General features: G+C 71.2%; 13 protein-coding genes. All 13 read left to right on the top strand.

Annotation, left to right across the window (positions count from 1 at the left end; translation table 11 throughout):
• Positions 1-144 precede the first annotated feature (144 nt).
• Positions 145-1,260, top strand: a complete 1,116-nt coding sequence (thrC, locus tag ACFYNS_RS10205; RefSeq protein ID WP_388602109.1) for a threonine synthase — start codon at positions 145-147, stop codon at positions 1,258-1,260.
• 425 nt (positions 1,261-1,685) lie between these two features.
• Complete coding sequence (gene thrB / locus ACFYNS_RS10200; protein WP_360294289.1) at positions 1,686-2,669, top strand: homoserine kinase; 984 nt, start codon at positions 1,686-1,688, stop codon at positions 2,667-2,669.
• 403 nt (positions 2,670-3,072) lie between these two features.
• Positions 3,073-5,118, top strand: coding sequence for a transcription termination factor Rho (gene rho / locus ACFYNS_RS10195; protein ID WP_388601991.1), 2,046 nt, complete (start codon positions 3,073-3,075; stop codon positions 5,116-5,118).
• Between the two features lie 407 nt (positions 5,119-5,525).
• The gene (locus ACFYNS_RS10190; RefSeq protein WP_360294284.1) at positions 5,526-6,716 is read left to right on the top strand and encodes an LCP family protein; all 1,191 of its coding nucleotides are present in this window, start codon (positions 5,526-5,528) and stop codon (positions 6,714-6,716) included.
• Between the two features lie 247 nt (positions 6,717-6,963).
• Positions 6,964-7,188, top strand: a complete 225-nt coding sequence (gene rpmE, locus ACFYNS_RS10185; RefSeq protein WP_276477804.1) for a 50S ribosomal protein L31 — start codon at positions 6,964-6,966, stop codon at positions 7,186-7,188.
• Positions 7,189-7,327: 139 nt separating this feature from the next.
• The gene (prfA, locus tag ACFYNS_RS10180) at positions 7,328-8,398 is read left to right on the top strand and encodes a peptide chain release factor 1 (protein WP_360294295.1); all 1,071 of its coding nucleotides are present in this window, start codon (positions 7,328-7,330) and stop codon (positions 8,396-8,398) included.
• A 19-nt stretch (positions 8,399-8,417) separates the two neighbouring features.
• Positions 8,418-9,263: a peptide chain release factor N(5)-glutamine methyltransferase gene (gene prmC / locus ACFYNS_RS10175; protein WP_075001956.1), complete on the top strand. Its 846-nt coding sequence runs from the start codon at positions 8,418-8,420 to the stop codon at positions 9,261-9,263.
• The gene (locus tag ACFYNS_RS10170) at positions 9,263-9,910 is read left to right on the top strand and encodes an L-threonylcarbamoyladenylate synthase (RefSeq protein ID WP_019354614.1); all 648 of its coding nucleotides are present in this window, start codon (positions 9,263-9,265) and stop codon (positions 9,908-9,910) included. Before prmC ends, ACFYNS_RS10170 begins: the two co-directional genes overlap by 1 nt.
• Complete coding sequence (locus ACFYNS_RS10165) at positions 9,910-10,572, top strand: low molecular weight phosphatase family protein (RefSeq protein WP_019354615.1); 663 nt, start codon at positions 9,910-9,912, stop codon at positions 10,570-10,572. Before ACFYNS_RS10170 ends, ACFYNS_RS10165 begins: the two co-directional genes overlap by 1 nt.
• Before the next feature lie 142 nt (positions 10,573-10,714).
• Positions 10,715-12,070, top strand: coding sequence for an MraY family glycosyltransferase (locus tag ACFYNS_RS10160; protein ID WP_360294279.1), 1,356 nt, complete (start codon positions 10,715-10,717; stop codon positions 12,068-12,070).
• Between the two features lie 268 nt (positions 12,071-12,338).
• Positions 12,339-12,764: a hypothetical protein gene (locus tag ACFYNS_RS10155; protein WP_276477802.1), complete on the top strand. Its 426-nt coding sequence runs from the start codon at positions 12,339-12,341 to the stop codon at positions 12,762-12,764.
• A gap of 212 nt (positions 12,765-12,976) precedes the next feature.
• A complete protein-coding gene (atpB, locus tag ACFYNS_RS10150; protein WP_019354618.1) occupies positions 12,977-13,804 on the top strand; it encodes a F0F1 ATP synthase subunit A in 828 nt (275 codons plus the stop codon).
• Positions 13,805-13,882: 78 nt separating this feature from the next.
• Positions 13,883-14,125, top strand: coding sequence for an ATP synthase F0 subunit C (atpE, locus tag ACFYNS_RS10145; RefSeq protein ID WP_019354619.1), 243 nt, complete (start codon positions 13,883-13,885; stop codon positions 14,123-14,125).
• Positions 14,126-14,144: the final 19 nt, after the last annotated feature.

Below are 14,144 nucleotides of genomic sequence, written 5' to 3'. Positions count from 1 at the left end.
GGGCGGCGGACCGGAGAAGGCGCGAGGGCGCGGCCGCGGCCTGCGGCACGCGGCGCGAGCAGCCCGGCGCGGTGGGCAGCGTCGGACAATGGTCAGTAAGGGAGCCGAGGAACAGTGACCGTCATGGAGCCTGCGATGTCACAGATGCGGGAGGCCGGCGACGCCGGCGCTTCAGCCGCGCCCGCCGCCGGGCCCGGTGCGGGGCGCCCGCAGTGGCGCGGCATCATCGAGGAGTACAGGGACCGGCTGCCGGTGGCACCCGGGACCGCGCCCGTCACCCTCCGTGAGGGCGGCACGCCGCTGGTGCCGGCCCAGAAGCTCTCCGAGCTGACCGGCTGCGACGTCCACCTCAAGGTCGAGGGCGCCAATCCCACCGGTTCCTTCAAGGACCGCGGGATGACGATGGCCATCACCCGTGCCAAGGAGGAGGGGGCCCAGGCCGTCATCTGCGCCTCCACCGGGAACACCTCCGCTTCGGCGGCGGCCTACGCCGTGCGGGCCGGGATGGTCTGCGCCGTGCTGGTGCCGCAGGGCAAGATCGCGCTGGGCAAGATGGGCCAGGCGCTGGTGCACGGCGCGAAGATCCTGCAGGTCGACGGCAACTTCGACGACTGCCTGGAGCTGGCCCGCGGACTGTCGGACAAATATCCGGTGGCGCTGGTCAATTCCGTCAATCCGGTGCGGATCGAGGGGCAGAAGACCGCGGCCTTCGAGATCGTGGACATGCTCGGCGACGCGCCCGACATCCACGTCCTCCCGGTGGGCAACGCGGGCAACATCACGGCCTACTGGAAGGGCTACCGCGAGTACCACCAGGACGGTCCGGCCGCCCGCACCCCGCGGATGTGGGGCTACCAGGCGTCGGGTGCGGCGCCGATCGTGCGGGGCGAGGCCGTCAAGGAGCCGAGCACCATCGCCACCGCCATCCGGATCGGCAACCCGGCGTCCTGGACCCTGGCCGAGCAGGCGCGCGACGAGTCGGGCGGATTCATCGACGCGGTGACCGACCGTCAGATCCTGCGTGCCTACCGGCTGTTGGCCGCGCAGGAAGGTGTCTTCGTGGAGCCCGCCTCGGCCGCCTCGGTGGCGGGTCTGCTGCAGGCCGCCGAGCAGGGCCGGGTCGATCCCGGGCAGCGGATCGTCTGCACCGTCACCGGCAACGGGCTCAAGGACCCGGACTGGGCCGTGGCGGGCGCGCCGCAGCCGATCGTGGTCCCCGTCGACGCGGACGCCGCCGCCGAGCGCCTCGGCCTGGTCTGACCCGGTGGCGTCGCCGGTGCGGTCCGCCGCGCCGGCGGTCCGCCGCGCCGGACTTCCGGACCGGAGTTCCGGACCGGATCCGCTCAGCGGGTTTCCCCGGGGTGGTCGCCGGGGCAGACCCCTGGTGCGGGTCTCGACCGAACCGCCCACCCCGACCGGCCCACCCGGGCCGGCCCCCCTCCGGGGCGGGAAGGTTCGGCGCGCGGTACGGACGCGTACCGCGCGGAAGCACGGGGAGGCTTACGACACGCATCGTGCGCCTCCCGTGCGCCCTATGTCGCCAGTGAACCCACCTTCGATAGGCTGAGTTTCACCCCGACTCCCGTACGTCCCCGCCACGGGTGTGCCCGGAGCCGTGACCGGTCCGGCCCAGCCGCGGTCGAGGGGATGCTCCGCACACCCAAACCAAGGAGAGTCATCGAGAGATGGCCGGTCCCGCGTTCCGCGCCGCCGCCGTCCGAGTGCGTGTCCCCGCCACCAGCGCCAATCTCGGCCCCGGCTTCGACGCACTCGGTCTCGCCCTGGGGATCTATGACGACGTGGTGGTCCGCGTCGCCGACTCCGGTCTGCACATCGACATCGCGGGCGAGGGCGCCGAGGCCCTGCCCCGGGACGAGGAACACCTGCTCGTCCGCTCCCTGCGCACCGCCTTCGACCTGCTGGGCGGGCAGCCGCGCGGCCTGGAGGTGGTGTGCGCCAACCGCATCCCGCACGGCCGCGGCCTGGGCTCCTCCTCCGCCGCCATCTGCGCCGGGGTGATGGCGGCCCGCGCCGTGACCACCGGCGGCGAGGCCCGGCTGGACGACACCGCGCTGCTGGAGCTGGCCACCGAGATCGAGGGCCATCCCGACAACGTCGCCGCCTGCCTGCTCGGCGGCTTCACCCTGGCCTGGACGGACGGCGGCGCGGCCCGCGCGCTGCGGATGGCGCCCGCCGCCTCCCTCGTCCCGGTGGTCTTCGTCCCCGCGCAGCCCCTGCTCACGCAGACCGCCCGAGGGCTGCTGCCGCGCACCGTGCCGCACGTCGACGCGGCGTTCAACGCGGGCCGCGCGGCGCTGCTGGTGGAGGCCATGACGCGCCGCCCGGAGCTGCTGCTGGCCGCAACCGAGGACCGGCTGCACCAGGAGTACCGGGCTCCGGCGATGACGGAGAGCGCGGATCTGGTCGGCCGGCTGCGCAGCGAGGGCGTCCCCGCCGTGATCTCGGGAGCGGGCCCGACGGTGCTGGCGCTGGCCTCGGACGAGGGCGAGGCCGACAAGGTGTCCCGGCTGGCGGGTGAGGGCTGGACGGCGAACCGGCTGGCTCTCGACCTGGACGGAGCAAGCGTCCTGCCGCTCTCCGCGGGCGCCCGGAGCGGTGCTGACGAGGCCGGGAGCGCGCCGGGAGGTACGGACAGCGGGTCCCGGTGACAGCGGGTTGCGGATCTTCGAGAGGGGGAATGTTTGTTGGATCCGGTAGTGTTAACCTCAAGTCTGCACGTGCAGTCTCGTGGGCTTCGCACAGGTAAGTGTGATGGTCCGAAGAGTGCGGTGCTTGCGTGTTCCCCTGGTAGCTCCAGTAGGGACCACCTCTTCTTCCAGGAGCCTCCCACACTGCTCGGGCCGTTGCCGGGCAGCGGCGAACACGCTCCGGAGCCGACGTGAAGGACATCCATGTCGAGGCTTCACGCCGAACCCACGTACTGATCTGCCCGCCGTACATCCAGGCGGGACCACCGCCCCGGCCAGGTCCGCACAGACCGGACCGCAGCCGGACAGCACAACCGGTCGCCGAGCCAGACTGGCCGACGTCCGCTCCAGGGAAGGACCCTTCGTGAGCGACACCACCGATCTGATGGGCGTGAACGCCGATACCGCCGCCGACGGTGCCGCGGCGCCCGCCACGGACGCATCCGCCACGCCTGCCTCCGGTGCCGCACCCAGGCGACGGCGCTCCGGCACGGGGCTGGAGGGCATGGTTCTGGCCGAGCTCCAGCAGGTCGCCTCCGGCCTCGGTATCAAGGGCACCGCGCGGATGCGCAAGAGCCAACTGATCGAGGTCATCAAGGAGCGCCAGGCAGGCGGAAGTTCGGACTCCGCGCCCGCGGCCTCGGACAAGGGCGGCAAGACCGCCGAGAGCAAGCAGGCCAAGCCCGCCAAGAGCGCCGACACCGCGGACACCGCGTCCGGTGGCGAGGGCGCCGAGGAGGCCAAGCCCAGGCGCCGCGCCACCTCCCGGGCCCGCACCGGCGAGGCCGAGGCCGCGCAGCAGGACGGGCAGGGCCAGATCGACATCCCCGGCCAGACCGAGGGCGACGCCAAGGCGGCCCAGGAGGGCGGCCGCGGCCGCCGCGCCAAGGGCGAGGCCGAGGGCGCCGAGGGCCGTCCGGACGGCCGGTCCGGCGCCGAGGGCAAGCAGGACGGCAAGGACAACCGGGACGGCCGGGCCGAGCGCTCCGAGAAGGACGGCAAGGGCGGCTCCTCCGGTGAGGGCAAGCAGCAGCAGGACCGCCCCTCCAAGCGCGAGCGCCAGCGCGACCGCGACCGCGACCGCAACCGCAACAAGAACGACGGCGGTGGCGGCGGCGGCCAGCAGAACCAGGGCGGCGGTGGCGGCGGCCGCCGCGACGACGGCTTCGACGACGACGGCGGCGGCCGCCGCGGTCGGCGCGGCCGCTACCGGGACCGCAGGGGCCGCCGCGGCGGCCGCGAGGACTTCGAGCCGCAGATCGCCGAGGACGACGTCCTGATCCCCGTCGCGGGCATCCTCGACATCCTCGACAACTACGCGTTCGTGCGCACCTCGGGCTACCTGCCGGGGCCGAACGACGTGTACGTCTCGCTGGCCCAGGTCCGCAAGAACGGCCTGCGCAAGGGCGACCACGTCACCGGCGCGGTGCGCCAGCCGCGGGAGGGCGAGCGGCGCGAGAAGTTCAACGCGCTGGTCCGGCTGGACTCGGTCAACGGCATGACGCCCGACGACGGCAAGGGCCGCTCCGAGTTCAACAAGCTCACCCCGCTCTACCCGCAGGAGCGGCTGCGGCTGGAGACGGAGCCCAACCAGCTCACTCCCCGGATCATCGACCTGGTCTCGCCGGTCGGCAAGGGCCAGCGCGGTCTGATCGTGGCCCCGCCCAAGGCGGGCAAGACGATGGTGCTGCAGTCGATCGCCAACTCGATCACCCGGAACAACCCCGAGTGCCATCTGATGGTCGTCCTGGTCGACGAGCGTCCGGAAGAGGTCACCGACATGCAGCGGTCGGTCAAGGGCGAGGTCATCTCCTCGACCTTCGACCGCCCGGCCGAGGACCACACCACCATCGCCGAGCTCGCCATCGAGCGGGCCAAGCGGCTGGTGGAGCTGGGGCACGACGTGGTGATCCTGCTGGACAACATCACCCGGCTCGCCCGCGCCTACAACCTCGCCGCGCCCGCCTCGGGGCGCATCCTCTCCGGTGGTGTGGACTCCACGGCGCTGTACCCGCCGAAGAAGTTCTTCGGCGCGGCGCGCAACATCGAGGACGGCGGCTCCCTGACGATCCTCGCCGCGGCGCTGGTGGAGACCGGCTCCCGGATGGAGGAGGTCATCTTCGAGGAGTTCAAGGGCACCGGCAACATGGAGCTCAAGCTCGACCGCAAGCTCGCCGAGAAGCGGATCTTCCCCGCGGTGGACGTGGACGCGTCCAGCACCCGCAAGGAGGAGATCCTCATGGCGAACGAGGAGCTCCAGATCGTCTGGAAGCTGCGGCGCGTGCTGCACGCCCTGGACCAGCAGCAGGCCATCGAGCTGCTGCTGGACAAGATGAAGCAGACGAAGTCCAACGCGGAGTTCCTGCTCCAGATCCAGAAGAACACCCCGACCCCCGGCGGCCAGGACTGACGTCGCCCGGCAGCCGACGGCGCCCGGAGCGGCCCGGACCCCGGTCCGCGAGCCGCTCCGTCGCCCGGACGGGTGAGCGCGAGGGCCGCCCCACCACGCACGGTGGGGCGGCCCTCGCCGTGCGTCCGGGCCGCTGAGAGCTTCCCCACAGCGCCTCCCGCCGGTGCCCGCCCGCCGCTCGGCAGGCGCGAGCGCGTCGTCGCAGGTAAAACGGGAGCAGTGCCGCGTTGCGGCCCGGTCCGTACGCCGCAGTGCCGACCCGCGCTCCTGCCGAGCGTGGCGACGCGTTGTGCAACCCTTCCGGCGAGACAGCGCGTCCCCCGCGGGGACGACGCCTTGACCGGAACGACCGCACGGCGTCCACGCAGGACACACGGCGGCACGAGGCAGGACTGAGGGAAGTGACCATGGCGGGCGACAGCTACGAGGGCGACACGGCGGCAGCGCGCCGCTCCGGGGGCATACGTGCCACCGGCCGTCGCCGCAGGCCGCTCAGCGGAAGCCGGCGTGCCGTGCGGGTCGCGGCCTGGACCGTGGCGGGCGCGCTCGTGCTCGGCGGGGGAAGCCTGGGCTTCGTCTACTTCAAGCTCGACGGCAACATATCCGGCGTCGACATCAACGCGGCCCTGGGCGCGGACCGGCCGGAGGACACCCCGGACGGCTCCATGGACATACTGGTGCTCGGCTCGGACAGCCGCGCCGGAGCCAACGCGAAGTACGGCAAGAACGAGGGCGGCGCCCGCTCGGACACGGCGATGGTGCTGCACATCAACGAGAAGCACGACAAGGCCAGCGTCGTCTCCATACCCCGGGACACCGTGGTGCAGCGCCCGAGCTGCAAGGGCGACGGGTCCGAGAAGGGCAGGACCGTCCCCGCCCAGCGGGCCATGTTCAACTCCGCGTACAAGGTCGGCGGCCCCGCCTGCGCCGTCAAGACCGTCGAATCCCTCTCCGGCGTCCGGATGGACCACTACCTCGAGGTCGACTTCGCCGGCTTCCAGAAGCTCATCGACACCCTCGGCGGCGTCGAGATGACCACCCACAAGGCGATCGACGACAAGGACAGCCACCTGAAGCTCAAGGCGGGCACCCACCGCCTCGACGGCGAGCAGTCCCTCGGCCTGGTCCGCACCCGGCACGGGGTGGGCGACGGCAGCGACCTGGGCCGCATCCAGCTCCAGCAGGCGTTCCTCAAGGCACTGATCGACCAGGTCAACAGCGTCGGCCTGTTCAGCAGCCCCAAGAAGCTCTACGACCTGGCGGACACCGCGACCTCCGCGGTCACCACCGACTCGGAGCTGGACTCGGTCGGCAAGCTGACCGGCATGGCCAAGACGCTCAAGGGCATCAAGTCCGACGACATCCGGATGACGACGCTGCCGGTCGCCTACGACCCCGAGGACCCGAACCGGGTGGTGCAGATCCGCTCCAAGACCGAGAAGGTCTGGTCGGCGCTCCGGCACGACGAGCCGGTGCCGAAGTCCGCCACCAAGGGCTCGGCGGGCGACAGGACCGACATCGGCGGCGTGGTGGACGACGGCCGCGCCAGTGCCTCCGCGACCCCGCAGGCCGGCACCGGACGGCAGTCCGACGGCTGACCCGCGCCGCGGCGTCCCCCGGAGGGGCGGTCCGGCCGGGCGAGCGGTCCGGCCGGGCGAGGCGCCGGGGACCGCCGGGCCGCGCCGGAGTCTCCCGGCCGGGCAGTGGGGGCGGTGCCGGGAATACCGGGCCCGTCCCCCCGGTTTTGGGGGGTGCGGCCACCAGTGGCAAACTGGACCGTCGGCCCCGGTTCACGGGAAACAACCCGTCTCCCGACCCGGTGCCCTCCCGAACCTAGGAGTGACCTTGAAGCGCGACATCCACCCCGAGTACCGCGAGACCCAGGTGAGCTGCACCTGCGGCAACTCGTTCACCACGCGGACGACCATGCCGGAAGGCGTGATCCGCGCGGACATCTGCTCGGCCTGCCACCCCTTCTACACCGGCAAGCAGAAGATCCTCGACACCGGTGGCCGCGTGGCCCGCTTCGAGGCCCGCTTCGGCAAGAGCGCCGGCAGCGCCAAGAAGTAGCGACACCCCAGCGCCGGTCCGCGGCTGCCCCTGCCGGGCAGCGCGGCCCGGCGCTCTTTTGGTGCTCAGCGCCCCAGGCGCCCGCCCGCTGCCCGCTGCGCGGCGGTGCGCCCCCACTCATCAGCAAGGGATGGCCACGATGTTCGAGGCGGTCGAGGAACTCGTCGGCGAGCACGCCGACCTGGAGCGGCGACTCGCCGATCCGGCGATCCACGCCGACCAGGCGGGTGCCCGCCGGCTCAACAAGCGTTACGCCGAACTCACCCCCATCGTCACCGCCTACAGCGAGTGGAAGCGGACCGGGGACGACATCGGCACGGCGCGGGAACTGGCCGCGGAGGACCCGGACTTCGCCGACGAGATCAAGGTGCTGGAGCGGCGCCGCGAGGAGCTCACCGAGCGGCTGCGGCTGCTGCTGGTCCCGCGCGACCCCAGCGACGACAAGGACGTCATCCTGGAGATCAAGGCGGGTGAGGGCGGCGACGAGTCCGCGCTGTTCGCCGGGGACCTGCTGCGGATGTATCTGCGCTACGCCGAGCGCCTCGGCTGGAAGACCGAGCTGATCGAGTCCAACGAGTCCGACCTCGGCGGCTACAAGGACGTCCAGGTCGCCGTGAAGACCAAGGGCTCGGCCGAGCCGGGCCAGGGCGTGTGGGCGCGGCTGAAGTACGAGGGCGGGGTGCACCGCGTGCAGCGGGTGCCCGCCACCGAGTCCCAGGGCCGCATCCACACCTCGGCGGCCGGCGTCCTGGTGCTTCCGGAGGCGGAGGACGTGGACGTGGAGATCAACCCGAACGACCTGCGCATCGACGTCTACCGGTCCTCCGGGCCGGGCGGGCAGTCGGTGAACACCACCGACTCGGCCGTGCGCATCACCCACGAGCCGACCGGCATCGTCGTCTCCTGCCAGAACGAGAAGAGCCAGCTCCAGAACAAGGAGCAGGCCTTGCGCATCCTCCGCGCGCGGCTGCTGGCCGCGGCGCAGGAGGAGGCCGAGAAGGAGGCTTCGGACGCCCGCCGCAGCCAGGTTCGCACGGTCGACAGGTCCGAGCGGGTGCGCACCTACAACTTCCCGGAGAACCGCATCTCCGACCACCGCGTCGGGTTCAAGGCCTACAACCTGGACCAGGTGCTGGACGGCGAGCTCGACCCGGTCATCCAGGCGTGCGTGGACGCGGACTCCGCGGCCAAGCTGGCCGCCGCTCAATGACGCCCGGGAGGGGGACGGAGTGAACGTGCTGCTCGCCGAGGTGGCCCAGGCCACCCAGAGGCTGGCCGACGCGGGTGTGCCCTCACCGCGCTTCGACGCGGAGGAGCTGGCCGCCTTCGTGCACGGCGTGGGGCGGGGCGAGCTGCACCGCGTCGCCGACGCCGACTTCGACGCGCGCTACTGGGAGGCGGTGGCCCGCCGCGAGGCCCGCGAACCGCTTCAGCACATCACGGGGCGGGCCTTCTTCCGCTACCTGGAGCTGTATGTGGGAGCGGGCGTCTTCGTGCCCCGGCCCGAGACCGAGTCCGTGGTCGGCTGGGCGATAGACGCGGTACGGGCGATGGACGTGGCCGAGCCGCTGATCGTGGACCTGTGCACCGGTTCGGGGGCCATCGCGCTGGCGCTCGCGCAGGAGGTGCCCCGCTCCCGGGTGCACGCTGTGGAGCTGGACGAGTCGGCGCTGGTGTGGGCGCGCAAGAATGTCGAGGGCTCGCGGGTGACCCTGCACCAGGGCGACGCGCGGACGGCGCTGGGCGAGCTGGACGGCCAGGTCGACCTGGTGATCTCCAACCCGCCCTACATTCCGCTCACCGAGTGGGAGTATGTGGCGCCGGAGGCCCGCGACCACGACCCCCAGGTCGCGCTGTTCTCCGGCGAGGACGGCCTGGATGTCATCCGCGGCCTGGAGCGCACCGCCCACCGGCTGCTGCGCCCCGGCGGCGTCGTGGTCGTCGAGCACGCCGACACCCAGGGCGGGCAGGTGCCCTGGATCTTCACCGAGGACCGCGGCTGGGCTGACGCCGCGGACCACCCCGACCTCAACAACCGGCCCCGTTTTGCCACTGCACGCAGGGAGGTGCCGTAATGGCACGGCGATACGACTGCTCCGACGCGACCGACCGGGCGACCGGCCTCCGCGAGGCCGCCTCGGCCGTCAGGCGCGGAGAACTCGTCGTGCTGCCGACCGACACCGTCTACGGCGTCGGTGCGGACGCGTTCAGCGCGGACGCGGTCGGCGATCTGCTGGAGGCCAAGGGGCGCGGCCGCGGCATGCCCTCGCCGGTCCTGGTGGGTTCGCCGAACACGCTGCACGGCCTGGTCACGGACTTCTCCGAGGCGGCCTGGGAACTGGTCGACGCCTTCTGGCCCGGCGCGCTCACCCTGGTGGCCCGGCACCAGCCGTCGCTGACCTGGGACCTGGGGGAGACCCATGGCACGGTGGCGGTGCGGATGCCGCTGCACCCGGTCGCCATCGAGCTGCTGAACGAGTTCGGCCCGATGGCCGTCTCCTCGGCCAACCTCTCCGGGCACCCGGCGCCGAAGGACTGCGACGAGGCCCAGGAGATGCTGGGCGAGTCCGTCGCCGTCTACCTGGACGGCGGCCCCACCCAGGACAACGTGCCCTCGTCGATCGTGGATGTCACCGGCTCGGTGCCGGTGTTGCTGCGAGCGGGCGCCATCGACGCCGACGAGCTGCGCAAGGTCGTACCGGGCCTGGAGGTGGCCCCGTAGTGACCGCCCCACCCGGGCGTGGGCCGGCTGCGGCCGGCGGCATAAGCGGCGCCGACGGCGCGTTCCGTATCCTCCACGTCTCCACAGGCAACGTGTGCCGCTCGCCGATCACCGAGCGGCTCACCCGGCATGCCCTGGCCGACCGGCTCGGGGAGCGCCGCACGGGCGGCCTCGTGGTCGAGAGTGCGGGGACGTGGGGGCACGAGGGCGCGCCCATGGAGGAGAACGCGGTCGCCGTGCTGCTCGAACACGGTGCGGACGCCGAGGGGTTCACCGGGCGCGAGCTGCTGGACGAGCACGTGATCCGCGCCGACCTGGTGCTGACGGCCACCCGCGACCACCGTGCGCAGGTGATCTCCATGGGCCACTCCGCGGGCCTGCGCACCTTCACGCTCAAGGAGTTCACCCGGCTGGTGCGGGCGATAGACCCCGCGACGCTGCCGGTCGCGGGCAGCCCCGAGGACGTGGTCGAGCGCGCCCGCGCGCTGGTGCAGGCGGCGGCCGCGCTGCGCGGCTGGCTGCTGGCGCCGAGCCCGGAGGCGGACGAGATCTACGATCCCTACGGTGCGCCGATCCCGTACTTCCGCAGCGTCGGCGAGGAGATCAGCGGCGCGCTGGATCCGGTGGTCACCGCCCTGACGGGGGTCCCGGCGCCTGCCTAGACCGTGCCCTCCCGGCCGCACCACCGCGTAGCGCCACACCAGAACCAGCGGTCGGCGGTGAGCGTGTCCTATGGTGTGGGCCTGAACAGCCCGGCCGACCGGGCCTGCGTACGAACTGCGAGACCTCTGGGGAGCCCTTCCGGTGCGTGAATATCTGCTGACGCTGTGCGTCACGGCCGCGGTCACCTACTTGCTGACCGGGCCGGTGCGGAAGTTCGCCATCGCGGCGGGCGCGATGCCTCCGGTCCGCGCGCGCGACGTGCACCGGGAGCCGACTCCCCGGCTCGGCGGCATCGCGATGTTCGGCGGGCTGTGCGCGGGGCTGTTGGTCGCTTCACAACTCACCAACATCGGGAAGCTGTTCACTCTTTCCGATGAGCCCCGGGCGCTGCTCTCGGGTGCCGGGCTGATCTGGCTGATCGGCGTGCTGGACGACAAGTGGGGTGTCGATGCGCTGGTGAAGCTCGGCGGGCAGATGATCGCCGCCGGCGTGATGGTGCTCCAGGGGTTGACGATCCTGTGGCTGCCCGTGCCGGGCGTGGGGAACGTCGCACTCACCCCCTTCCAGGGCACGCTGCTCACGGTGGCGCTGGTGGTGATCACCATCAACGCGGTGAACTTCGTGGACGGCCTGGACGGCCTCGCCTCGGGCATGGTCTGCATCGCGAGTGTGGCGTTCTTCATGTACGCCTACCGCATCTGGTACGGCTACGGCATCGAGGCGGCGGCCCCTGCCACGCTCTTCGCGGCCGTGCTGATGGGGATGTGCCTGGGCTTCCTGCCGCACAACATGCATCCGGCCCGCATCTTCATGGGCGACTCCGGTTCGATGCTGATCGGCCTGGTCCTGGCCGCGGGCGCGGTCTCCATCACCGGCCAGGTCGACCCGGACCTGATGGTCGAGCACACCGGTTCGGTCAAGTCCGCGGTGCACACGATGGTGCCGCTGTACATGCCGTTGCTGCTGCCGCTGAGCATCATCGCGATCCCGGTGGCCGACCTGGTGATGGCGATCGTGCGCCGCACCTGGAACGGCCGCTCGCCGTTCGCGGCCGACCGGGGGCATCTGCACCACCGGCTGCTGGAGGTCGGGCACTCGCACAGCCGTGCCGTGCTGATCATGTACTTCTGGGCCGCGTTGATCGCCTTCGGGGCCGTGGCCTTCTCGGTGCGCTCCTCCAGCCTCGCCATCGTGCTGACGATCGTGCTGCTGAGCGCCGTGGGCCTGGTCGTGCTGCTGATGCCGCGCTACACGCCGCGGGTGCCCGGCTGGGCGCAGCGGGTGCTGCCGCCCCGGTACCGACGGGGTGGGCGGGAGACGGCGGACGCCGAGGTGACGACGCCGGATTCGGCCGCGGAGGACGCGGAGGCCGCGGGGGAGCGGCCGGCGCCGCGGGAGGCGGAGCGGGAGCCCGCGATGGCCGGGTTGCACGGGGCGACGGCCATCGGGGAACGTCGGCAGTTCACCCGGGAGAAGAAGATCAACACCCCTGAGTGAGCTGCTCCGTGAGCAGTGGAAGCCTCTGATACCAGACAAAGTGGCTGGCGTCAGCCAGAGATGCCCCCCGTCACACCTGCGTGTGACGGGGGGCACACCAAGTAGGTAAAGACCTCATCAAATAGTTTGTGATACCGTTCACGAAACCCGGTGGCCAGCCGAAGTTCCGCACTCTCGCGGGCTCTTCTGCGGGAGGCCCGTCCTCCGTGCCGGGCTACGCTCTTCCTCGACGATTCACGTCCCCCAGATTTCCCCCGGAGCACACCACATGCAGTCGAACGACGCACGCATGCTGCTGCACTGCGCCGTCCCGACCGCCGTGGCCGCTGTCGTGGCCGCAGTGATCAGCGGCGTCTTCGCCGGAAGCAAGGGAGCGATCGGCGGTGCCGCCGGAGCGCTCGTGGCGATCCTCTTCATGGGGATGGGTCTCTACGCTCTGCAGCGCACGGCCAAGTCCCTCCCGCACCTCTTTCAGGCGATGGGTCTGCTGCTCTACACGACGCAGATCCTGCTGCTGCTCGTGGTGCTGATCGCGTTCCGGGACACGACCCTCTTCGACACCAGGAGCTTCGCCCTCGCCCTTCTCGCCAGCACCATCGTGTGGGTGGCCGCGCAGACCAGGGCACACATGAAGGCGAAGATCCTCTACGTCGAGCCCTCCTCCAGCTCCGGCGAGAAGGCCAGTGGCACGTAGGGGCGGGATAAGTGCTCGTTCGAGCAACTGCTATCGTCCGAGACCAACTGCGGCGCAGCAGGCGGGGACGGTCGAGGTTCCGCGTTCCGGGAGACGGAACGGGCGCTCTCGCTCTCCGGCCGGCCGCCGCCCCCCAATCCGCAAGACCAGTCCAGTGCCGCTCCGCGGTCGCACGCCGCGCCGACACACCGAGGTAGCCGTATACATGCGCCATGCAGAAGGAGCTCGCGGTGAGTGCTGACCAGATGCTCGCCTTCGAGACCGATTGCCACATCTTCTCCGGCTGCGGCTTCGAGGCGCCCGGAGTCCATTCGTTCATCTTCAAGCCGCTGTTCACCGTCGGTGGCATCGAGTTCAACAAGACCATGCTGCTGGCGCTGGTGGGCACGGTCGCGATCGTCTGGTTCTTCTGGGCCGCTTTCGCCAGGCCGAAGCTGGTGCCGGGCAAACTCCAGATGGTCGGCGAGGCCGGGTACGACTTCATCCGCCGCGGTGTCGTGTACGAGGGGCTCGGCAAGAAGGAAGGCGAGAAGTACGTTCCGCTGATCGTCTCGCTGTTCTTCTTCGTCTGGATCATGAACATGTGGGCGGTCATTCCGCTCGCCCAGTTCCCCGTGACGTCGGTCATCTCCTACCCGGCGGCCCTGGCCCTGATCGTGTACGTGCTGTACATCAGCCTCACGTTCAAGCGCAATGGATTCGTCGGAGGCTGGAAGAACCTCTCGGGCTACGACAAGTCGCTCGGTGCGGTGCTGCCCCTGATCATGTTCCTGGAGCTCTTCCAGAACCTGCTGGTGCGTCCTTTCACGCACGCGGTGCGACTCTTCGCCAACATGTTCGCCGGGCACACCCTGCTGCTGCTGTTCACGCTCGCCACGTGGTACCTGCTGAACGGCTTCGGCATTCTCTACTCCGGCGTCTCCTTCATCATGACCGTGCTGATGGTGGCCTTCGAGCTGTTCATCCAGGCGGTTCAGGCGTACGTCTTCGTGCTGCTGGCCACCAACTACATTCAGGGCGCTCTCTCCGAGAGCCACTGACCGGCCGCCGCTCACCCGATTTCCCATCCACCGGTGGCCAACCCCCACCGGTCCGTGAACGAGAAGGAAGTAACGAGCATGTCCGCTCTCCAGAGCCTCGCCGCCGTCCAGATCCAGGGCAACCTCGCCGCGATCGGCTACGGCCTCGCCGCCATCGGCCCCGGCATCGGCGTCGGCATCGTCTTCGGCAACGGCACGCAGGCGCTCGCCCGGCAGCCCGAGGCCGCCGGCCTCATCCGCCAGAACCAGATCCTCGGCTTCGCCCTCTGTGAGGCGCTGGCGCTGATCGGTCTGGTCATGGGCTACGCCTACCCCAGCTGATCCGGCGACCGACCGTCCC

Source organism: Streptomyces sp. NPDC006925 (assembly GCF_042869575.1).
Lineage (GTDB): Bacteria > Actinomycetota > Actinomycetes > Streptomycetales > Streptomycetaceae > Streptomyces.
Note: the sequence above shows the minus strand (reverse complement) of the source record. Positions and strands in the feature narration are given on the sequence as shown.

Excerpts from the sequence above, each read along its gene's own strand:
- thrC (WP_388602109.1), top strand. The coding sequence starts at position 145 with ATGCGGGAGGCCGGCGACGCCGGCGCTTCAGCCGCGCCCGCCGCCGGG.
- thrB (WP_360294289.1), top strand. The coding sequence starts at position 1,686 with ATGGCCGGTCCCGCGTTCCGCGCCGCCGCCGTCCGAGTGCGTGTCCCC.
- ACFYNS_RS10190 (WP_360294284.1), top strand. The coding sequence starts at position 5,526 with ATGGCGGGCGACAGCTACGAGGGCGACACGGCGGCAGCGCGCCGCTCC.
- prfA (WP_360294295.1), top strand. The coding sequence starts at position 7,328 with ATGTTCGAGGCGGTCGAGGAACTCGTCGGCGAGCACGCCGACCTGGAG.
- ACFYNS_RS10170 (WP_019354614.1), top strand. The coding sequence starts at position 9,263 with ATGGCACGGCGATACGACTGCTCCGACGCGACCGACCGGGCGACCGGC.
- ACFYNS_RS10155 (WP_276477802.1), top strand. The coding sequence starts at position 12,339 with ATGCAGTCGAACGACGCACGCATGCTGCTGCACTGCGCCGTCCCGACC.
- atpB (WP_019354618.1), top strand. The coding sequence starts at position 12,977 with ATGCAGAAGGAGCTCGCGGTGAGTGCTGACCAGATGCTCGCCTTCGAG.
- atpE (WP_019354619.1), top strand. The coding sequence starts at position 13,883 with ATGTCCGCTCTCCAGAGCCTCGCCGCCGTCCAGATCCAGGGCAACCTC.